Origin of the sequence: Achromobacter spanius (assembly GCF_003994415.1) — a bacterium.
Taxonomy (GTDB): Bacteria; Pseudomonadota; Gammaproteobacteria; order Burkholderiales; family Burkholderiaceae_B; genus Achromobacter; species Achromobacter spanius_C.
Map to the genome: position 1 here is coordinate 5,371,310 of NZ_CP034689.1, position 20,525 is coordinate 5,391,834.

General features: G+C 66.0%; 17 protein-coding genes. 3 read left to right on the forward strand and 14 right to left on the reverse strand.

The genetic code is table 11. The features are described 5' to 3' along the window. Nucleotides 1-47 precede the first annotated feature (47 nt). Entirely contained in the window at nucleotides 48-584 is a 537-nt protein-coding gene (locus ELS24_RS24660) for an MgtC/SapB family protein (protein ID WP_127185599.1), read from the reverse strand. Between the two features lie 161 nt (nucleotides 585-745). Here ELS24_RS24660 and ELS24_RS24665 point away from each other — a divergent pair, with 161 nt between their 5' ends. Further along, nucleotides 746-1,519: an SDR family oxidoreductase gene (locus ELS24_RS24665; protein ID WP_127185600.1), complete on the forward strand. Its 774-nt coding sequence runs from the start codon at nucleotides 746-748 to the stop codon at nucleotides 1,517-1,519. 45 nt (nucleotides 1,520-1,564) lie between these two features. Here the strand turns inward: ELS24_RS24665 and ELS24_RS24670 are convergent, their stop codons facing one another. Then, nucleotides 1,565-2,257 (reverse strand): HAD family hydrolase, encoded by a 693-nt coding sequence (locus ELS24_RS24670; protein ID WP_127185601.1) that lies wholly within the window; start codon nucleotides 2,255-2,257, stop codon nucleotides 1,565-1,567. A 168-nt stretch (nucleotides 2,258-2,425) separates the two neighbouring features. Here ELS24_RS24670 and ELS24_RS24675 point away from each other — a divergent pair, with 168 nt between their 5' ends. After that, entirely contained in the window at nucleotides 2,426-3,055 is a 630-nt protein-coding gene (locus ELS24_RS24675) for a 2OG-Fe(II) oxygenase (protein ID WP_127185602.1), read from the forward strand. A 402-nt stretch (nucleotides 3,056-3,457) separates the two neighbouring features. Here ELS24_RS24675 and ELS24_RS24680 read toward each other — a convergent pair whose 3' ends face one another. From ELS24_RS24680 to ELS24_RS24690, 3 genes are all read right to left on the reverse strand, one after another. Next, nucleotides 3,458-5,935, reverse strand: coding sequence for a TonB-dependent receptor (locus tag ELS24_RS24680; RefSeq protein WP_127185603.1), 2,478 nt, complete (start codon nucleotides 5,933-5,935; stop codon nucleotides 3,458-3,460). Between the two features lie 96 nt (nucleotides 5,936-6,031). Then, the gene (locus ELS24_RS24685; protein ID WP_127185604.1) at nucleotides 6,032-7,015 is read right to left on the reverse strand and encodes a FecR domain-containing protein; all 984 of its coding nucleotides are present in this window, start codon (nucleotides 7,013-7,015) and stop codon (nucleotides 6,032-6,034) included. Nucleotides 7,016-7,023: 8 nt separating this feature from the next. Then, a complete protein-coding gene (locus tag ELS24_RS24690) occupies nucleotides 7,024-7,542 on the reverse strand; it encodes a sigma-70 family RNA polymerase sigma factor (RefSeq protein WP_127185605.1) in 519 nt (172 codons plus the stop codon). A gap of 187 nt (nucleotides 7,543-7,729) precedes the next feature. Between ELS24_RS24690 and ELS24_RS24695 the strand changes: the two genes are divergently transcribed. Then, nucleotides 7,730-9,379 (forward strand): ATP-binding protein, encoded by a 1,650-nt coding sequence (locus ELS24_RS24695; protein WP_083447573.1) that lies wholly within the window; start codon nucleotides 7,730-7,732, stop codon nucleotides 9,377-9,379. Nucleotides 9,380-9,395: 16 nt separating this feature from the next. Here ELS24_RS24695 and ELS24_RS24700 read toward each other — a convergent pair whose 3' ends face one another. The 9 genes from ELS24_RS24700 to ELS24_RS24740 form a co-directional block, all read right to left on the reverse strand. After that, entirely contained in the window at nucleotides 9,396-11,954 is a 2,559-nt protein-coding gene (locus ELS24_RS24700; RefSeq protein ID WP_127185606.1) for a TonB-dependent siderophore receptor, read from the reverse strand. A 145-nt stretch (nucleotides 11,955-12,099) separates the two neighbouring features. Then, nucleotides 12,100-13,116, reverse strand: coding sequence for a FecR domain-containing protein (locus ELS24_RS24705; RefSeq protein WP_127185607.1), 1,017 nt, complete (start codon nucleotides 13,114-13,116; stop codon nucleotides 12,100-12,102). Between the two features lie 46 nt (nucleotides 13,117-13,162). Further along, nucleotides 13,163-13,672 (reverse strand): sigma-70 family RNA polymerase sigma factor, encoded by a 510-nt coding sequence (locus ELS24_RS24710; protein WP_050450114.1) that lies wholly within the window; start codon nucleotides 13,670-13,672, stop codon nucleotides 13,163-13,165. A gap of 342 nt (nucleotides 13,673-14,014) precedes the next feature. Continuing rightward, a complete protein-coding gene (locus ELS24_RS24715; protein WP_127185608.1) occupies nucleotides 14,015-14,578 on the reverse strand; it encodes a hypothetical protein in 564 nt (187 codons plus the stop codon). Nucleotides 14,579-14,666: 88 nt separating this feature from the next. Then, the gene (gene fhuE / locus ELS24_RS24720; RefSeq protein ID WP_164741293.1) at nucleotides 14,667-17,030 is read right to left on the reverse strand and encodes a ferric-rhodotorulic acid/ferric-coprogen receptor FhuE; all 2,364 of its coding nucleotides are present in this window, start codon (nucleotides 17,028-17,030) and stop codon (nucleotides 14,667-14,669) included. Between the two features lie 188 nt (nucleotides 17,031-17,218). Next, nucleotides 17,219-18,256, reverse strand: coding sequence for a FecR family protein (locus ELS24_RS24725; protein ID WP_240669373.1), 1,038 nt, complete (start codon nucleotides 18,254-18,256; stop codon nucleotides 17,219-17,221). A gap of 11 nt (nucleotides 18,257-18,267) precedes the next feature. After that, nucleotides 18,268-18,771, reverse strand: a complete 504-nt coding sequence (locus tag ELS24_RS24730; protein ID WP_050450110.1) for an RNA polymerase sigma factor — start codon at nucleotides 18,769-18,771, stop codon at nucleotides 18,268-18,270. Between the two features lie 94 nt (nucleotides 18,772-18,865). Further along, nucleotides 18,866-19,108 carry a hypothetical protein gene (locus tag ELS24_RS24735; protein ID WP_050450109.1) on the reverse strand — a complete coding sequence of 81 codons (243 nt, stop codon included), beginning with the start codon at nucleotides 19,106-19,108 and terminating at the stop codon, nucleotides 18,866-18,868. A 161-nt stretch (nucleotides 19,109-19,269) separates the two neighbouring features. Beyond that, entirely contained in the window at nucleotides 19,270-20,151 is an 882-nt protein-coding gene (locus ELS24_RS24740; RefSeq protein WP_127186453.1) for a prohibitin family protein, read from the reverse strand. Between the last annotated feature and the right edge of the window lie 374 nt (nucleotides 20,152-20,525).

Below are 20,525 nucleotides of genomic sequence, written 5' to 3' on the forward strand. Positions count from 1 at the left end.
CCGGCTTGCTTGCTTGCCTGCCTGCTTGCCTACCTACCTGCCGAGGCTCAGCCGTTGCCGCGGGGTTTGTCGTCGGTGGCAATGACGCCCTTGTTCTCCGGGCCGTCGGCAATGCGCGCTTCAACGCGGCGCAGCACCGCCAGCACGAACAACGCCAGCAAGGTGCTGACCAGCGCCGTGGCCTCGCGGCCCATGCCGGCCGCCACGCCGATGGCGGCGGTCATCCAGATGCTGGCCGAAGTGGTCAGCCCGTGAATCTCGCGTTCGTCGCTGAGCTTGATGATGGCGCCGGCGCCCAGAAAGCCGATGCCGGCGATCACTCCCTGCAGCACCCGGCTAAGGTCAGCGACTTCCATGCCGCCCTGCAAGGGCACCAGCACGAAAATGGCCGCGCCCAGCGCCACCAGCATATGGGTGCGCAGGCCCGCGGCCTTGCCGCTGCGCTCGCGCTCGAAGCCCAGCATGCCACCCAGTATCACCGCCATGCCCAAGCGCAACACAATACGCGTGGCTTCGCCGACATCGGGAATATCGGCGAATTCGCTACGCACGGTGGACCAGATTTCGAACCAGATTTCCGCCATCTGAACGTATCCTACAGGGCACGGGTTGAAGGGAATGGGTGAACGAGCATAGCAGGCGCGCACACGCCCGCGCCATGCCCGCGCACTGGCACCGGCCGCCCAACTGGTTTACAAGCAAGGCATGCCCCGCGCGTGCGGGCGTGTATCCACAGGAGCCGAACATGGACTTGCAGTTGGACGGAAAGCGCGTACTGATCACGGGCGCATCCAAGGGCATCGGCCTGGCCTGCGCCGTGGCCTTTGCGCGCGAAGGCGCGGCCCCCATTCTGGTGGCGCGCGACGACGCGGCGCTGCATCACGCCACGGCCGCCATCCGCGAGCAAAGCGGCCGCGAGGCGCACGCCATCACGCTGGATCTGGCCCTGCCTGGCGCGGCGGAAAAGCTGGCAAAGGAAACCGGGCCCATCGACATATTGGTCAACAACGCGGGCGCGGTGCCTGGCGGCGCGCTGGACCAGGTGCAAGACGAACGCTGGCGCGCGGGCTGGGAACTGAAGGTACACGGCTACATCAGCCTGGCGCGCTGCTACTACCCGCACATGCGCGACGCGGGCGCGGGCGTCATCGCCAACATCATCGGCATGGCGGGCGCGGCGCCGCGCGCGGACTACATCTGCGGCGCGGCGGCCAATGCCTCATTGATTGCGTTTACCCGCGCCCTGGGGGGCGAGGCGCCCCGCCACGGCGTGCGCGTCTTTGGCGTCAACCCCTCGCGCACACGAACCGACCGCGTGCTGACGCTGGCCCGGCAACGCGCGCAGGCACGTTGGGGCGATGAAAGCCGGTGGCAGGAAACCTTGTCAGACCTGCCCTTCAATCGGCTGATGGAACCGGCCGAAGTGGCCGACATGATTGTGTTCGGCGCGTCGCCGCGCGCCGCGTACCTGAGCGGCACCGTCATCGACCTGGACGGCGGCGAGCAGTACGCGAAGTAATGTAGCGGCTGGAGTTGGGGCCGGAGCCCCGACCGGCCTGGTGCATCAGCGCCCGGCGGCTTGCCAGCCGGCCAACAATGCGGGCAGTTGCTCCATGCTGGTGAACACGTGGGCCACGCCCACATTGCGCAACGCCTCGGCGCCGCTGTGGCCGTTGGCGTCGGGGCTGTAGCCGAACACGGTGGCGCCCGCCGCCACCCCGGCCGTCGCCCCGGTGACCGTGTCTTCGACGACGGCGCAACGCTTGGGGTCCACGCCCAGCGCTTGCGCGGCGGCCAGGTACACGTCCGGAAACGGCTTGCTGCGCGGCATCTCGTGGCCGCTGAAGACGCGTCCGCCGAAGCATTCGGCAATGCCGACCTTTGCCAATTGCAGTTCCACCTTGTGACGGTCGGCGCCGGAGGCCACGGCAATGCGGCCGTCCAGCGTGCGGTGCAGGGCACGCACCGCGTCGGGCGCGCCGGGAATTTCAAGCAGTTCGCGGTCCAGCGCGGCGTTGCGGCGCTGACGGAATTCGCCGAACCAGTCCGGCCCCAGCTTGGCGCCAGTGCGCGCTTCGATCATCTGCAGTTCGTCCTTGACGGCCTTGCCCGTGAAGACGCGCATGGTTTCTTCGTGGGTGATGTCCCAACCCAGTTCGTTCAGCATCTGGGCCAACACGTGGCTGGTGATGGGTTCGGAATCAACCAGCACGCCGTCACAATCGAACAACACGGCGTCAAAGGGAAAATCAGTCATGGGGCGGGCAGCGGAAGTCTGGTTCATGAAGCGGGTAAGCATACTTCATGGCATGGGGCCAGCCTGACGGCCCGCCCTGGCCGCAAGCTTCGGAGTGACCGGCCCGTGCGCGCGGGCTTATGCTGACCGACCAACACGCTGACCACCCGATACGCCGCCCTTTCCGCCATGACTTCCCTCTTGCTCCTGCCGCTGGACCACTACGACTGGACGCTCATCGGCCATCAGCTGGATACCGAAGGCTGGGCGCTGCTGCCCGGCCTTTTTCCGCCAGATGCCGCGCGCCAGCTCGCGCAAGCCAACAGCGCGGACAGGCTTGAAGCGCTGCGGCCCGCCTTGTACCGCCGCCTGCTGCCCATTGCCCGGGCCTGGGCGCGCGCGCTGCAACCAGACGCGGCGTATCCGGATGACTTTGCCACCTGGATGCAGCACAACCGCGACGCCGGCCAGACCCGCCCCTTGTCCGCTATCCGGCGCTTGGGGCAGGACGACTATCTGCCGCTGACGCAGCACGCGGACGGCGATGCCGTATTTCCCTTGCAGCTTGTCGCCCTGTTGTCGGATCCGGAAACGGCATTTGCCGGCGGCGAATTCGTCATGACAGAACAGCGGCCCCGCATGCAGTCACGCCCCATGGTGCTGCCCTTGCAATGCGGCGACGCGGCGGTGATTGCGGTGTCGCACCGACCGGTGCGAGGCATCGATAACATCTATCGGGTGACCGCGCGGCATGCGATCAGCCGAGTGCGCGCCGGCCAGCGTGTGGGGCTGGAACTGCTGCTGCACGATGGGTCTTGATGGGCCGGTGGGACGGCCGTTGGTCTTTGGTCGGTCGTTGTGCCGTGGCGGAAATTGCCATACGGTCACCGGCGCTTGATGGGTTGCGCGCGTTCGGGGTTGGGGTTCTTGCCTTGGCGTTTGCGCGCTTCACCCATCCTACGTGCTTCATGGGGACCGGTGGCGAGCCAACGGTCCCTGATGCTTCCGTCGCCGCACCTGTCGACGCCTCGTAGGATGGGTGAAGCGCGAGGTGAACGATAGAAGAAGACCAAGCTCGAACGCGCGCAACCCATCGGACGGTCGTGATGCCATAACGGAAATTGCCGTACGGGCACCGGTGCTTGATGGGTTACGCGCGTTCGGGGTTGGGGTTCTTGCCTTGGCGTTTGCGCGCTGCACCCATCCTACGTGCGCGTTCGGTCAGAAATCCATCGACGCCGACAGCATCAGCGTGCGCGGCACGCCTTGCGAGATCGTGCCGTAGGACGCCACGCCGGACCAGTACGCGCGGTTGGTCACGTTGACGAGGTTGGCCCGCAAGGTCACGTCCTTGCCCTGGATGCGGGTGGCGTAGCGCGCGCCCAGATCGAAGGTGGTCCATGACGGCACCGATTGCGTGTTGGCCTGATTGATGTACTCGCGCCCGGTGTAGACCATGCCGCCCGTCAGCGTCAGGCCCGCCACCCACGGCGTGTCCCATTCGGCGCTGAGGTTGGCCGAGAACCTGGGCACGCCCACCGGCTGATTGCCCAGCGTGGCGGCGCTGTTGGTGCGCGTGAGTTCGGCGTCCAGCCAGGTCACGCCCCCCAACAGGCGCAGGCCGCGCAGCGGCTCGCCGGACAGGTTCATTTCCAGGCCTCGGTTGCGCTGTTCGCTGTCCGCGCCGTACACGCCGTTGGTCAACTGACCGCTGGGCTTGGTGATTTCAAAGGCGCTGACGCTCAGCATCGCGCTGTCGAATTCCATCTTCACGCCCACTTCCTTCTGGCGGGCCTTGTAGGGCTTGAACACCTGCCCGGCGTTGGACGCCGTGGCGGGCGCCACGTCGCCTTTGCTCAGCCCTTCGATGTAATTGGCGTACAGCGACACATGGCTCCACGGTTTGACGACCAGGCCAGCCAGCGGGGTGGTGGCGCTTTCGTCGTAGCTGACGGTGCGCACGCCCGTCACCGCATTGAAGTTGCGCGATTCGATACGCTGCTGGCGCAGGCCCAGCGTCAGTTGCGCGCGTTCGTCCAGGATGCTCATCGTGTCCGCCAGCGCCACGCCGGACAGGTCCGACGACGATACCTTGGGCACGTTGCGCGGCGCGGGGATGTGCTGCTCGGGACGCGTAATGGGGTGATAGATGTTGGACGTAAGCGGCGTGCCCGACACGCTGGCCTGCGAGTTGCGGTCGCTGTACAGACTGCCCATGACGCTGATGGCGTGGCGCACGGGCCCCGTGTCCAGCTTGGCGCGCAGGCCGGCGTTGTACGTGCTGCGTTCCACCTTGAAGCGGAAGTTGTTTGGCGTCACCACCGTGTCGCCCGCGCCGTTCACGATGGTGGGCGTCTGATCCGACAGACGCGACACATCCGTGTCCGAGCCGCCGGCATCGGCGAACACGGTCAGGCGGTCGCTGATGTCGTATTCCACGCGCAGCAGCGCCGACTGGCCGTCGGACTTCCACCAGCCCCAGGGCTGCGTGGCGTTGCGGCGGCCATCGGCGGCGCGCGGCACGTCAATGCCCGCAGCCACCAGGAAGGGGCGCGTAGGCGCATCCACTTTTTCGTGCTGCGTCAACAGATCCAGCGACGCACGCAGGCGTTCGCCCTGGTAGTCCAGCGACAAGGCGCCGATGTCGGTGCGCGAATACAGATTGTCCAGCGGCGTGTCGCCCTGACGATGCATGCCGTTGATGCGCACGCCCCATTCACCGTCATTGCCGAAGCGCCGGCTCAGGTCTACCCGACCGCCAAACTGCGAGCTGCCCACATAGTCGGCGGACAGCCGCGTCAGGTCTTGCGGCAGCGAACGCTTGGGCACCATGTTGATCACCCCGCCCACGCCGCTGTTGGGCGACATGCCATACAGCAAGGCGGCGGGCCCTTTCAGGACTTCCACACGTTCGATGTAGTCGGTAAAGACGTGGTAGTTCGGCGCCACGCCATACACGCCGTCGAACGCGATTTCGCCCAGGTTGCCTTCGCCGATGGGAAAGCCGCGGATATAGAACGAATCGGTCACGCCGCCGATCTGTCCGGTAAAACGCACGGACGGCTCGGCGTTCAGCGCGTCGGCCAAGGTCACCGCCTGGCGGTTGGCCAGCAATTCCGAGGTGTAGCTGGTGATGTTGAACGGCGTGTCCATGACGTCGCGATTGCCCAGGAAACCCATGCGGCCGCCTCGCGCCACCTGCCCGCCCGCGAATTCCGGCGGCAAGCTGGACGCGCTAATGCCCAATCCCGCCACCGTGATGCTGGGCAGCAGCGTGGCCACGCCGCCGTCTGCCTGGGGCAGCTTCTGCAAGGAATATGCGCCCGCGCCTTGTTCCGCCACGGCGTAGCCGGAGCCGCCCAGCAAGCGCGCGAACCCTTCCTGCACGGTATACGACCCGGACAGGCCTTCACTGCGCTGACCCGCCAGCAACGCGGGGTCAAACGACAGCGGCACGCCCGCCGCCGCCGCGAATTGCGCCAGCACATCGCCCAATGGGCCTGGGCCGATGGCGTAGGGCTTGCGCCCATCGGCGGCGGCCGACGCGCCCGCGGCTTCGGCCGCGGTGGCCGGCGCGGGCGCGCCCGCCACGGCCAATAGCATCACGCTGATGCCGGCGGCCTGCCTCATTGCCGCCCGGGGCGACAGGGTGGCCGCGCCACGGGGCAGGCGCTGCGAACGGGAATTTCGGGAAACCATGAAACGATCCTTCGTAGGGGACGGGGTGGCTCGCGTGTCGCGACGATTCACCCGGTACACCGGACGAGGCGCAGAAAAGGCTCAATCAGAAGGCGATTAATTTGTAACGTCCGCGCGGGGCGCGATCGTGGTCCAGTAGGGCGTCACGCGGCTGATGCGTACCGGCAACGTTTTTTCCAGCAGGCGCAGACTGCCGTCGATATCGGCCAGCGGGAACGCGCCCGATACGCGCAGCCCGGCCACCGCCGGATCGCAACGCAACACGCCCCGGCGATAACGGCCCAACTCATCCGCCAGGTCAGCCAAGCGCCAATTGCGCACGGCCAGCATGCCCTGCTCCCACGACGCTGATGCAGCGTCCACCGTCGACAAGGCTTGCACGGCGCTCGCGGTGAACACCGTGTGCTGTCCGGCGGGAAGGGTCACGGCGGCAACGCCCGCGTCTTGCGGCTGAATCTGGACGGCGCCTTCGAAGACGGCCACGCGGATGCTGCCGCCATCGTCGCGCACCATGAAGCGGGTGCCCAGCGCGCGTATCGTCCCTTGCGAGGTGCGCACGATAAAGGGCCGATACACGGGCGAAGGATCCCGGCCGGTAGTCAGCAGGATCTCGCCCGCGCGCAGCCACAGCACGCGCGCGCTGGGGGTGTATTCGATATCGACCGCGCTGGCCGTGTTCAGCAGCAGGTGCGTGCCGTCGGCCAGATCCATCTGCCGCCGTTCGCCCGTGGCGGTGCGCGCGTCTGCCGCCCATTCGCGCCAGGGCAGCGTGCGCCAAGCGGCCAGCGCCGCCGGCCCCAGCACCAGCAACGCGCCCAGCGCCCGCACGGCTTGTCGGCGGCCGACGCGGCTGCAATGCTGATCGGCCCGGCGCAAGGTATCGCGCACGACCTCGGGCGGCACCTGCCCAAAGCCGCGCAACATGGCTTCCACCCGCGTCCAGGCCGCGCCATGCGCCGCGCTGCGGGTGCGCCAGCGGTCGAAGTCCGCGCGGTCGGCGGCGGACAAGGATTCGGATTGAAAGCGCACCAGCCAGCCGGCTGCCTGTTCCAGGATGACGGGATCGATGGCGGAGTCCATGGCGCCGCTCATGCCGCGTGCACCTGGTAGGCAATCAGGCAGGCCGTCAATGCACGCTGCATATGGCGCTTGACGGTGGCCAGCGACACCCGTTCCCGCATCGCGATGTCGGCATACGCCATGCCCTCGAACTGCGACAGCAGGAAGATATTGCGGGTCTTTGCGGGCAGGGTCCGCAAGGTGGCGTCGATGGCGTGCAGGGTCTCAAGAATTTGCGCACGCACTTCGGGCGACGGCGCCTCGCGAGCGGGCAGATGGGCAATGGCGGCCAGATAAGCGTCTTCCAGCGCGCGGCGGCGCCAGTGGTCCACGACCAGGCCTTTGGCGATGTGGGTCAGCAGGGCCCGCGGTTCGGGTCCCGCATCCTGGCGACGCGCGCTGATCAAGCGTACGAAGGTATCGTGCGCCAGGTCGGCGGCGTCAAACGAGTTGCCCAGCTTCTTGCGCAACCACATCGACAGCCAGCCGTGGTGGTCACGATAGAGCTTCGTGACGGACTCGGCGGTAGGGGATTCGGAGGCAGACAAGACGCACCTGACGCAATATCGTAAATGGGAACGATTTTTATTTTATTCTTTTTTTCCTGCTGGCTTCCAGCCTGCGCCGCATGCCGTTGGCGCCCTGCTGTCCGGCCCGTCGTATCGCTTAACTTCATAGAGGCGCTCGGATAGAATCAAGCACCTCTCAAGCCCCTATCCCACCCTAGACGTCGCCATGCAGAACCCACCTTTCGAGCCCTCTTTTCTTGCTGGCGGCGGCGAGATGGGCAAACGGGTAGCGGCCTACGATTGGGCCGCCACGCCGCTCGGCCCCTTGGCCGCCTGGCCCCCCTCTTTATGCGTGGCCGTCGGCATGGTGATGTCGTCCCGCTTTCCGTGCTGTCTGGTCTGGGGCCGCGAACTCATCACCCTCTACAACGACGCCTTCCGGCCGATTCTGGGCGCCAAGCCCGAAGCGCTGGGCCGTCCTTTCAGCGATGTCTGGAGCGAGGCCTGGCCCATGATCGGCCCCATCGCCGACCGCGCGTTCGCGGGCGAGGCCACCTTCATCGAAGACTACCCGGTGGTCATCCAGCGGTTTGGCCAAGCCGAAGAAGCCACCTTCACCTTTTGCTACAGCCCGGTGCGCGATGAGCATGGGGTGGTGGTCGGCATGATGGACACCGTCATCGAAACCACGTCGCGGGTGCAAGCCGAACGCGCGCAGGCGGAAGCCTTGCGGCAGGCCGAAGACACGCTGCGCCAAAGCCAGAAGATGGAAGCCGTGGGCCAACTGGCGGGCGGGCTGGCGCACGATTTCAACAACTTGCTGATGGGCATCGCGGGCAGCCTTGAGCTGATCCGACTGCGTCTTGCGCAGCAGCGTCTGGACGAGCTGGAACGCCACATTGACGTCGCGCAGCGCGGCACGGAAAAGGCCGCCGCCCTGACCCACCGGCTGCTGGTGTTCTCGCGCAATCAGCCGCTGTCGCCGCAAGCGGTGGACATCAACCACCTGGTGCACGGCATGGAAGACCTGGTGCGCCGCAGCGTGGGGCCGGGGATTGCGCTGGACCTGGCCTGCGAACCACGGCTTTGGCCCGCCTGGGTTGACCCGCACCAATTCGAAAACGCCCTGCTCAACCTGTGCCTGAACGCGCGCGACGCCATGCAAGGACAGGGGCGGCTGGGCATCGAGACGGCCAAGGTCGCACTGGACGCCGGGGCCGCGCGCGAACGCGACCTGCCCCCGGGCGACTACCTGCGCCTGACCGTCACGGACACCGGCTGCGGCATGACGCCGCAAACCGTGCAGCGCATTTTCGAACCCTTCTACACCACCAAATCGCCCGGCGAAGGCACCGGCCTGGGCTTGTCGATGATGTATGGCTTTGTGCGGCAGTCCGGCGGTCAGGTGCAGGTTGTATCGCGCCCGGGCGAAGGCACGGCGATGAGCCTGTACTTCCCGCGTTTCGACGGTGCGCTGACGCCGATGGAGTTGGCGGCGCGCCTGGAACCGCCGCGCGCCGCCGCGGGCGCGACCGTATTGATCGCCGAAGACGACACCGCGGTACGCGCCGTCATGGTGGAAACGCTGGCCGAACTGGGTTATGCCGTGATCCAGGCCACCGACGGGGCCAGCGCGCTGCGCGCCTTGTCGGCCCCGGGCCAGATTGATCTGCTGATCTGCGATCTGGGCCTGCCCGGCCGCATGGATGGCCGCCAGGTCGTTGACGCGGGCCGGCTGTTGCGGCCCGCGCTGAAGGTGCTGTTCATTACGGGGTCCGGCTCGCAGACGCTGGCCGAAGCCGGCGTCCCCACCCTGCCCAAGCCTTTCGCGCTGGACGAGCTGGCGCGCAAGGTGCACCTGCTGATGGGGGCTTAGCCGGGCGCCCGCCTCCTTATAGCTTGGGTGCGTAGCGGAACGTCAGCATGAAGTTGCGCGGCTGGCCGTAGTAGTTGTTGCCGCCCAGCGTGTTGTACGACGGCACGTAGTACTTCTTGTCGAACACGTTGTTGACGTTCAGGCCGATGCTGAGTTCCGGCGTGGCCTGATAGCCCACGCGCGCGTTCCAGACGGTAAAGCCGGCCAACTTGAATTCGCGGTCCGAGCTGATGGTGGCGGTTTGCGTGTTGACGCCCGCGCCCACGCTCAGGCGGTTCATCATGCCCGGCAGCTTGTAGTTGGCCCACAGGCGCAGCATGTGCTTGGGCGTCCAGGTGTTGAAGACCTGGCCTTTGTTGTCGGGGTCTTCCAGGTACTTGGTGGTGTTGTAGGTGTAGCCCGCATACAGCTCCAGGCCCTTGACCACTTCACCCGACACTTCCGCTTCCACGCCCTGGCTGCGCACCTTGCCCGACGCGCGCGAGCAGTACCAGCCGTCGCACGCGAAGCCGGCGTCGTAGTCATTGACGGCGCGGTTCTTGTGGTCGTAGCGGAACAGCGCCAGCAGGGTGTTGACGCGGCCGTCGGCCAGTTCGCCCTTGATGCCCACTTCGTAGTTGTTACCTTCGATGGGCTTGAGCAGGCTGCCGTCCAGACTGCGTTGGGTTTGCGGTTCGAACACCGTGGTGTAGCTGGTGTAGGCCGACCAGTTATCCGTCAGCGAATAGACGATGCCGGCATAGGGAATGAACTTGCCCGATGTGTTGGACGTGGAAGTGCTGCCGGAGCCGGTGTAGGAATAGTCGAACCAGCCAACCCGGCCGCCGCCGATCAGCGCCAGGGACTCGGTGGGCTTCACACGCCAGGTGCCGTAGATGCCCTTCTGGCGGATGTCGTAGGCGCTGCGCGAATCGTAGCCGCTGGCCTCGACGATGGAATCGATGTCCTGCCAGGGGCGATGGTTATCGATGTCAAAGATATTGCCGCCCGTTTGCCAGGCGCGCGTGAAGCGGTCCTGCGTGGTCAGCTTGGAATAGTTGGCGCCCAGCACCACTTCCTGCTCCATGCCCAGCGCCGTGAAGTTGCCGCTGACCGACATGTCCATCCCGCGCTGCTTGCTGGCGAAATCCACACCGAAGTTGCCGTAGGACAAGCCGCTGCCGTCGGGCTGCACTTCGCCCGCCACGCGTTGGTGCACTGTCGTGTTCTTTTCGTTCATGGCCACGCCGGCCAGGCGGAAGCGCCAGGCGTCGTTGAAGCGATGCGTGACGTCGGCGTTGAAGATGGTCTGGTCGTTCTTGGCGCGGTTCCACGTAGAGCCGGTAAAGGTGGAACGCGGCAGGTCGATGTCGCCGCCGTCCGCATAGCGTGGGTAGCCCACGATCATCGGGCGCGAACGGCTGTAGCGGTTGCTGATGCCGATACCCACCGTGGTGTCTTCGGTCACGTCGAAGTCCAGCGCGGCATACAGGTTGCGCGTCTTGTCCCACACGTAGTCGATGTAGGAATGGCTTTGGTCTTCATCGACCACGACCCGGCCGCGCAGCGTGCCCGCGTCGTTCAGCGGGCCGCCCGCGTCCAGCGTCAGGCCGTAGTGGTCCCACGAGCCGGCCTTGCCCGACAGCACCACCGACGGTTCGGCGCCGCCGCGCTTGCGCACCAGGTTGATCGCGCCGCCAGGGCTGCCCGCGCCTTGCAGCAGGCCGGCCGCGCCGCGCAGGATTTCCACGCGGTCGTAGAACACCAGCGAATCCTGCTCCCAGTTGCCCAGGCTGTAGCTGTTGCGCAGCAGGGCCACGCCGTCGTATTGCAGCTGGTCCACCGGAAAGCCGCGTGCATTGATCGACACGCCCGGCCCCACGCCTTGCACGCCCACCATGCCGGCCGTGTTGTTGACGGCGTCGGGCAGGCTGGTCATGAGCTGATCGTCCATGCGCTGGCGCGTCAGCACGGTGACCGATTGCGGAATGTCCTTGAGCGCCTGCGTGGTCTTGCCGATGGTGATGGCGGGCGAGGTATACGAGCCGGTGCCGTCGGTGGTGGGGTTGTAGCTGCCCGTGACCGTTACCGGCGCCAGCGTCGCGGCCTGCCCGGCGGCCGGCGCCTGCTGCAAGCGGTATCCGCCTTCGGCCCGGGCAACGGCCTGCAAGCCGGTGCCGGCCAGCAATTGGGCCAGCGCCGCGTCCACCGGGTACGTGCCGGACACGCCACCGGTGCGCGCGCCCGCCGCCAGCGCCGGGTCAGACGCCACCATGACGCCGGCCTGCATGCCGAACGCGCCGAGGGCCGCGCCCAGCGGGCCGGGCGGGATATCAAACGTGATCGATTGGCGCAGGGGCGCTGTCGGTTGGGATTGGGATTGGGGCTGGGCTTGGGCTTGGGCCTGCACTGCCGACGACCACGGCGCGGCCAGCATGACCACGGGCAAGGCCACACGCAAGGCCAGGCTCAGGCGGGTGCGCGGCGACAAGCGGCGATGCGGCGAAGAGAGCTTGGCAAGTGACGCGTGGTCGGCACGCAGACGGACAAGCGACGGGCGGGCAAGCCACTCTGCGCGGGCAGGACGAGAAGACATGTAGAGATTTCCTGGCTCATGAAGGAAGAACGCAGACTCGGCGGGGAGAGGCATCCGGGCTGCTTTCCTTACATGACGCGCTGATTCGGGACTTACGCCGTTCCGGTTACAAATCAATCGCGGGCGGGCGAACGGGACGGCGGGCTCAGGCCAACCCCACCGTGACCCAATAGCGGGTGTATTGCCGCACGCGCACGGGCAACACCTCTTGCAGCATGGCCAGCACCTTGTCACTGTCGGCCAAGGGGAACGCACCCACCACGCGCAACGCGCCGGCCTCGTCCGAACAGCTCAGCCGGCCGGGCCGATAGCGCGCCAGTTCTTGCAAGAACGCGGCCAGCGGCATCTCGTTGGCAATCAACATGCCGTTGATCCAGGCGGAGGTGGCCGGTTGCAGCTCCTGCAACGCAAAGACGCCCGCCGCCGACACCTCGGCCTGTTCCCCCGCATGCACGCGTCGGGGCGGATCGGCCGGGTCCAGGCCGCGCACATCCACCGCGCCTTCCAGCACCGCAACGCGCACCCCTGCCCTGCCTCCCTGGCTGTCGTCCAGGTCGCGCACCAGAAACCGCGTGCCCACCGGCGTCAGGATGCCGCCGCGCGTGCGCACCGTGAACGGTCGGCCTCGCGGGTCTTGCGCGGTCGTTACCAGGATTTCGCCTTCCAGCAGCACCACTTCGCGTTGGCTGGCGGTGTAGCGCAGATCCACGGCGCTGGCGGTGTTCAGTTCCAGCCGCGTGCCGTCCGGCAAGGTCAGCGCGCGCCGTTCACCGGTGCCGGTACGCAGGTCGGCGGCCAGGCGAACAATGGCGCCGCGTTCACCCACCACCCACGCGCCCAAGCCTAAGGCCGCGGCCGACACCATCCAGCGCATGGCGTTGCGGCGCGACTGGATCAGCGGCGCCTGCCGTAGCGTGCGGGCGGCAACCTCGTGACCCGCTTCAGCCACGCCCAGGTCCACATCGCGCGTCAAGGCCACCAGCCGCAACCAGGCCAGTTCATGCGCGGGCTGAGCCTGCCGCCACCGTTCGAACCGCAGGCGGGTGTCGTCGCAGGCGCCTTCGCGCAAACGCGCCCACCAGTCAGCGGCCTCACGCACGATCTTGGGATCGATCCGGCCCGCTTCCGGCGCATGCGGGCGCAGCAACTTGGCGCTGTCCATGGGTTCTGGGTTTACACAGGGGTTCACACGTTGGTTCACCGTTTGTTCACCCGTACACCGCCGTGTAGCAATGCACCAAGGCGCGCGCCAGCGACTTCTGCACGGCGTTGGCCGTCAGGCCCAATTGCTGGCCTATGTCGGCGTACGACATGCCATCGACCTGCGCCATCAGGAAAATGCGGCGGCTGGTCATGGGTAGCGTGTCCAGCAGTTCGCAGATTTGCTCCAGCGCTTCCAAAATCAAGGCGCGCGATTCCACCGACGGCTCCACCGCCACCGGCTGCAAGGCCAGCGATTCCATGTAGGCCGTCTCGATCGCCGCGCGCCGGGCGCGGCCGATCAACAGGCGCGTGGCGATGGTGCGCAAGTAGGCACGCGGCTCGCTTAGCGGTTCCCGCACATTGGCGCGTATCAGCCGTTCAAAGGTGTCGTGCGCCACATCGGCCGCATCGGACGCATTGCCCAGCTTGCGCAGCAGCACGCCGCGCAGCCACTGGTGGTGCGCCTGATAGACGGATTGCACTTCGGCATGAGGAGCGAAGGATGAGGATGGCATGGCGGCGCCCCGGCGTCACCGCCAGAATCCCAAACAAAATGAAAATGATTCGCAATTATAAGTATCTTTGAATCGTTTTCAAGATGGGGAATCCGGGCGCGGGCGGAACGCGTCCCGAGGGCGTGGCGGAATGATCGTGTTGGCACGCAGCGGAATGATCGTGCCGACGTGCGGCGTGTGGCGGAATGTAGGATGGGTGCTGCGCGGGTTGGCGTCGGCAAGAAGATAGCGCCGATCGCGCGAAACCCATCACGCGCCTTCTGGCTGATTCCGTTGCGAATTCAACGTTGCTTGATGGGTTTGCGCGTTGTGCGATCTCTTTCTTCTTCAGACAATCTCGCGCTACACCCATCCTACGATCGTGCCTGCACACGGCGGAACGATCGTGTCGGCATAAGGCGGAATGATCGCGTCGGCACGCGACGGAATGGTTGTGCCGGCACGTGGCGGCATGATCGCGTCGGCACGCGACGGAATGGTCGTGCCGGCATGTGGCGGCATGATCGTGTCTGCATGCGGCGGAACAACCGCGTCGGCATACGGCGCAATGATCGCGTCGACACGCAACGGGATGGTCGGGTCGGCACGCGGCGGAACGACCACGTCGGCACGTGGGGGAACGATCGTTTCGGTACACGGCAGAATGATCGTGCCGGCGCACGGCGGAACGATCGTGTCGGCATACGGTGGAATGATCGCGTCGGCACGCGACGGAATGGTCGTGCCGGCACGTGGCGGCATGATCGTGTCTGCATACGGCGAAACAACCGCGTCGGCATGCGGCGCAATGATCGCGTCGACACGCAACGGAATGGTCGTGTCGGCACGCGACGGAATGATCGTGCCTACACGCGACGGAATGATGTACCGACTCGCGCCGGCACTCGGAATGTAGGATGGGTGCAACGCGGGTTGGCCTGGGCAAGAAGATTGCGCCGATCGCGCGGAACCCATCATCCCGCCCCATCACCCCATCACCCCATCCCCCGCCTTGTCAGAACTTCGCCGTCAGGTTCACGAACACGCTTCTGGGTTCGCCGTAATACACCTGACTCGCCACGCCGCCCAGGTAATACTTCTTGTCGAACAAATTATTCACGTTCAACTGCGCCGACAACGCCGAACTGAAGTCATACCGCGCCATCAGGTTGTAAATCGCATAGGCCTTTTGCTTGGCGGTGACCGTATCGCTGCCCGCGCTGACCTGGCTATACGTTGAAATCTGCCAGTTGACGCCGCCGCCCACGGTCAGTTTGTTCCAGTCGCCGGGCAAGCGGTAGGTGGTGAACAGCTTGGCCATTGCTCTCGGGCGCTCGGTGTTCACGGACACGCCCTGGGCATCGCGGCTGGTGTAATACGTGCCGCCCGCGTAGGCGTTCCAGCCGGGCGCCAGCATGCCGCTCACTTCCAATTCCACGCCCTTGGTCGTGACGCCGTCGGCGGTGGTGTAGGCCTGCTCGAACGATCCCGGCACCAGCGTGTCGCCGTCCAGCACCGCGACCTTGCTCTGCTTGACCTTGAACAGCGCAATCGACGTGTTCAACCTGCCGTCCAGGTATTCGCCCTTCACGCCCACTTCGTAGTTCTGACCTTGCACCGGGTCCAGGTAATTGCCGTTGCGGTCGCGGTTCTCCTGCGGCTGGAAGATATCCGTATAGCTGACGTAGGTGGAATACGTGTCGTTGATGTCGTAGACCACGCCCGCGTAGGGAATGAACTGCGAATCTTTCTGGTCTCGCGTGTCGGACTTGGATTGCCAGGTGGCGTAGCGCCCGCCCGTAATGGCGGTAAGGCGGTCGGTCAGCGACCAGCGGACGGCGGCATACACGCCCTTTTGATGCGTGACCGTGCCGCGCAGGGTCGCGTCTGTCCACATGGGTTGGGCGAACGAGCCGTCCCATTGATAGAAGTTGCCGGTGCTGGCGAGCGACGCGCTATCAAAGCCGTAGCGGTAGAAGTCTTCGCCATAGCGGCTGCGCATGGCGCCCACCACCGCTTCGTGCTTGCGGCCCAGCAGGCTGAACGGGCCCTTGGCCTGCACGTCCAGCGAGGTCTGCTGCGCGTAGGAATTCCAGTAGCCCGGCAGCGCCCGCAGGCCCGTGCCCGTCTCGCGGTCCAGCGCGCCGTACAGGTACAGCAGCTTGGCGTCGTACTTGCTCTTGCGCTGCGACCAGTCCGCGCGCACTTCCCAGTCGCTGTCAAAGCGGTGCGACAGCGTGGCGAACATGGTCTGGTTGGTGGTGTGCCAATACGTCCAGTCCGCCGCCGTGGTCTTGGAGCGCCGCCAGTCGGTGGCGGTGCCGTCGCTGAACACCACGGGCAGGCTGCCCCAGGTCGAGCCGCGCGGACGCTTGTCCTGGTAGTCGGCACCCACGCTCAAGGTGGTGTTGGGCGTGAGGTCGGCGTCGATCACGCCGTAGAACACCTTCTTGTTGGCCTGGTAGAGGTCGATATAGGAATCGCGGCCCTGGTACAGCGCGACCATGCGGGCGCGCACCGTGCCTGCCTCGTTCAGCGGCGTGGTCATGTCCAGCGTGCCGCGATACTGGTTCCACGATCCAAAGCCCGCGCTGACCGAGCCCGTGAAGGTCTTGCTGTTGGCGTGCTTGCGCACCAGGTTGATCGACGCGCCGGGGTTGCCCGCGCCGGTCATCAAGCCCGTTGCGCCGCGCACCACTTCAATGCGGTCGTAGATGAAGGAATCGTTATCGGATTCGCCATACATCGACAGGCCGATGGTAGTGGGCACGCCGTCGTATTGCAGGCTGTCGATGTAGAAACCGCGCGACCAGAAGTCGGTGCGGTCGGTGTCTTCGCTGACCACCTGCACGCCCACCACGTTGCCCATCACCTCGTCCAGCGAACGCATGTTCTGATCATCGATGCGCTGGCGCGTCACCACGCTGACGGACTGCGGCGTCTCGCGCAGCGACAGCGTCAGGCCGGTGGCCGCCGACGAGGCCGGCGTGGTGTAGGAACCCGTGCCCTCGGTCACTGCCGGATCTGAATTGCCCAGCACCGTCACCGGCGCCAGGCTGGCCACGCCAGCGTCGCGCGCCAGGATGATGCTGTCGCCTTGCCAGCGGTACGTCACGCCCGTGCCTTGCAGCAGACCGCGCAAGGCTTCTTCGGGCGCCAGGCTGCCGCGCAGCCCACGGGTGTTCAGGCCGGCGACCACGTCGGGCGCGTAGAACACGCGCACCTTGGTCTGGGCCGCCCATTGCAGCAGCGCGTCGCCCAAGGGTTGCGCGCCGATGTTGATCGACACAGGCGCGTTCTGTGCGTGCGCGGAATCCGGCATCACGCCCAGCCCCACTCCCAGCGCCAGACTCAACGCCACCACCAGGGAAGAATGCATGAAGCGCGGGGCTGCGCCGGCGCGGCGCGGCGCCGCATGGGAATACCTGTGTGCAAAGAGAGTCACGACTACCTGCTGTTTCGGTTCAACGAGGGACGGGGGTGGCGGTGCCGGTCAAAGAAGCCTGGCGGCAGCGCCTTCCTTCGTAGAACGAATCAAACGCGGATAAACCTGAATCTCATTCCCATTTATTTTGTAACCGTGGCGGCGTCGCCAGGATTGGCATGGCTGTTGGCATAGATGTCGATCGGCCCGCCGGGGCGCGGCATCAGCCGCACGGGCGCCACCGCGGGTAAGGCGTCGACCAGCGCCTCGGGCCGGTCCAGCGTAAACGAGGCTGACACGCGCAGGCGCCCCGCCTTGTCGTCCGCCAAGCGCAGCGGCGTCGCCAGATAGCGGTTCATTTCCTGCACCACGTCGGCCAGCGGCGCGTTCTTGAACACCACGCGGCCTTCGCGCCAAGCCGTGGCGCTCGACACATCGGCGGGCGCGGGCACGCCGATCGCGCCGCTGCCCGGCACGCGGATGCCATGGCCCGCCCGCAGCACCGCGTGGCCCAGGTTCCACCAATGGCCGCCCGACACCTGCACCGTGCCCGACTCCACCAGCACCCGCACCTGATCGGCGTCGCGGCGCACGTCGAACACCGTGCCCGTCACGCGCACCACGCCGCTGCCGGCATCCACGGTAAACGGACGCGCCGCATCGGCGGCAACGGTGAAATTGATTTCGCCTTGGTCCAGCACCACGTAGCGGCGCTCGGCATACAGATTGACCTGGGCGCGCGTGCCGCCGTTGACCTCCAGCACGGAGCCGTCGGGCAAGCTCAGTTGGCGACGTTCACCGCGTTCGGTGCTGACCAGGGTGGTGAACGTGGGCGCCTGCACCGGCATGCTCCACCACACGCCCAAGGCCGCCACGGCCACAGCCGCACAGGCCAGGGCAATGCGCAGGGAAAACAGGCGTTGGGATGGCGCTTGCCGCCGCCCCGCGCCCGGCCGCGCCGGCACCGGTCCGCCAAGCAGGGATTCCACCTGGCTGCGCGACAGGCCCGCCGCCGCGCTTCCCAACTGCTGCATGCGGTCGAACTCGCGCGCCCCCTCGGGGTGTTCGCGCCGCCAACGGGCAAACGCGCGCCGGTCGCGGCGCGTCAGATCGCCCGAATGCCAGCGCGCGAACCACCACGCGGCGGTGGCGGGTTCGCGCGGTTCATCGCGGTTGTTCATGAAAGACATCGTCATGGGGTGTGGTCACGCAGCCGGTCGCGCACATGCTCGATGGCGCGCATGACGTAGCGCTCGATCATATTCTTGGACAGGCCCATGTGTTGCGCCACTTCGGCCTGCGTCCAGCCTTCGATGCGGTTCAGCACGAAAGCCTGGCGGCACTTGGGCGGCAATTCCGCCAGCACATTGGCCAGGTCGTCGGCCAGCCGCGATGCGCGCAAGGACGCCTCGGGGTCATCCACCCTCAGCTGATCCGCTTCGTCCAGTTCGTCCCACGGCACGTGTTCGGCGCGGTCCTGCCGCCGCCAGCGATCAATCAGCCGATGCCCCGCCGCCTGGAACAGATACCCGCGCGCCTTGAGCGCCACGCTGGCGTCGGCCTTCAGCAAGCGTTCGATGGCGTCGTGGGCGGCATCTTCGGCGTCGTGTCGGTTGCCCGTGCGCCGGCTCCATACGCCTACCAGCTCGTCGTAATAGGCGAGCCAGCCGGTGCGGGGGGAGGAAGAGCGGGACATGAGCCGGACGGGGACGGTCAAAAAACCAGGGTGGCGAATTTTACAAATAATTCTCATTATCGCAACCACTGATTTCAAGCGCCCGATGGTCCGGCTAGTAATCCATCGGGATATGGGCCTGCGCCGCGCGTATTTCCTGAATGTGGCGTTCGGCCTCTTCCCGCTCGGCCGCTGGCGGCAATGGCCGCCAACTCACCATGTTGCCGGGCGTCTTCACCGGCATCCAGCCCAGCACGCTGTACAGCGTGATGGCGGTGCGTCCCGTATCAAAGCGTGTTTCGTAATAGCCCTGCCGGTCCGGCGCGGTATCACCGGACGTCCAATCCAACTGCGACATCCACGTCTCCTTTGCTGAAGCGGTTAGGCAAGCGCGCCGGCCCCTTCATGGCCCGACGCCGCTTCATCGTAAAGCGTGCGTCGAGCGCCCATGAAGCCACCTTGCGCCCGCTTTGCAATTCTTGACAGAGGGATATCCCTAGGATTACGCCAGGTACACCTTTATTTAATGCCGATGAACGGCAGGGCCGAGCCGGGCACCTGCGTGGCGGGCAGCACGCCGTTCCATTTCTCAACGGCGTTCAGGCTCACCAGATTGGTGTTGGCGGCCAAGGCCTCGGCCTTGGCGCGAATCGACGCCGCCTCGGCTTCGCCGCGCATGCGGATGCCGTCGGCCTCTGCCGTGAACTGCTGGCGGCGCGCATCGGCTTCGGCACGGGCTTTGACCACCTGGATCTCGGCGTTGATCATGGCCGTTTCCTTCTGCTGGCGCGTGGTCTCGATCTGCACCTGGGCCAGCATGCGCTGTTCGATGGAATGCTCGTAGGCCTGCGAGAAACCCACTTCCTCGATCTGCACGCCCACCACCTGCACCGGTGCGCCTTCCATCGTCTTGAGCACGGCGTTGTTCACGTCCAGGCCCAGCTTCTGGCGTTCCTGGATGGCGCGCACGGCGGTGTACTGGCCGAACACGTTCTTCACGGCATCGGGCGTCTTGCGTTCCAGCACACGCATCTGCAGATTGCTGATGGTGCCGTATTCCGAATAGAGCTCGGCCACGTGCTCGGGCGGCACGCGATAGGTCACGGACACGCGCAGTTGCGCCGGCTGCTGGTCGTAGCTATAGGCTTCCAGTTTCTCGAACACAAACGTGTGGTCGCGCACCGACACCATCATCACGTTGTCGATGAAAGGCGTCTTGAAATCCAGCCCCGGTTCCGATACGCGCACCAGCTTGCCGTTGCGCAGCACCACGCCGCGCTCGCCCTGGTCCACCTGGAACCACGAACCGAAAGCGATGAAAAGGATCAGCAGGAAAAGAATGCCGGTAATGAGGGCGACCTTGATGTTGCGCGGCTTGACCGCGCCGATCGTCTTGACCATCTGGATATCTGTCGGCTTCACTTCGAGTCCCTTTCTGATTTTGAACGTTTACGGTCCGAGAGCACGGCCGCGATGCCGCGCGCGAGCAAATAAGCGACCACGGCCGCTCCCACCAAGATCAGGAAATACCTCATCGCGCCCCCCCGGGAAAGAAGCACCGGATTCTAGCCGGTGAAAGGGACGGATTAAACCTCCAATGCGCCAGCAATGTTGCTAGACATTTCTAGACGTTGCGACCCTGCAAATCGCGGCGATGACAGGGACGGAAACGGCTGCGCGCCGCCCCGCACGCTTGCTCGCATCAGGCCGCAGACTGTTACGGCATCGGCTTGGGGCGATCTGCTACCGTGAACATTCACCCCGAGTTCTGCCGG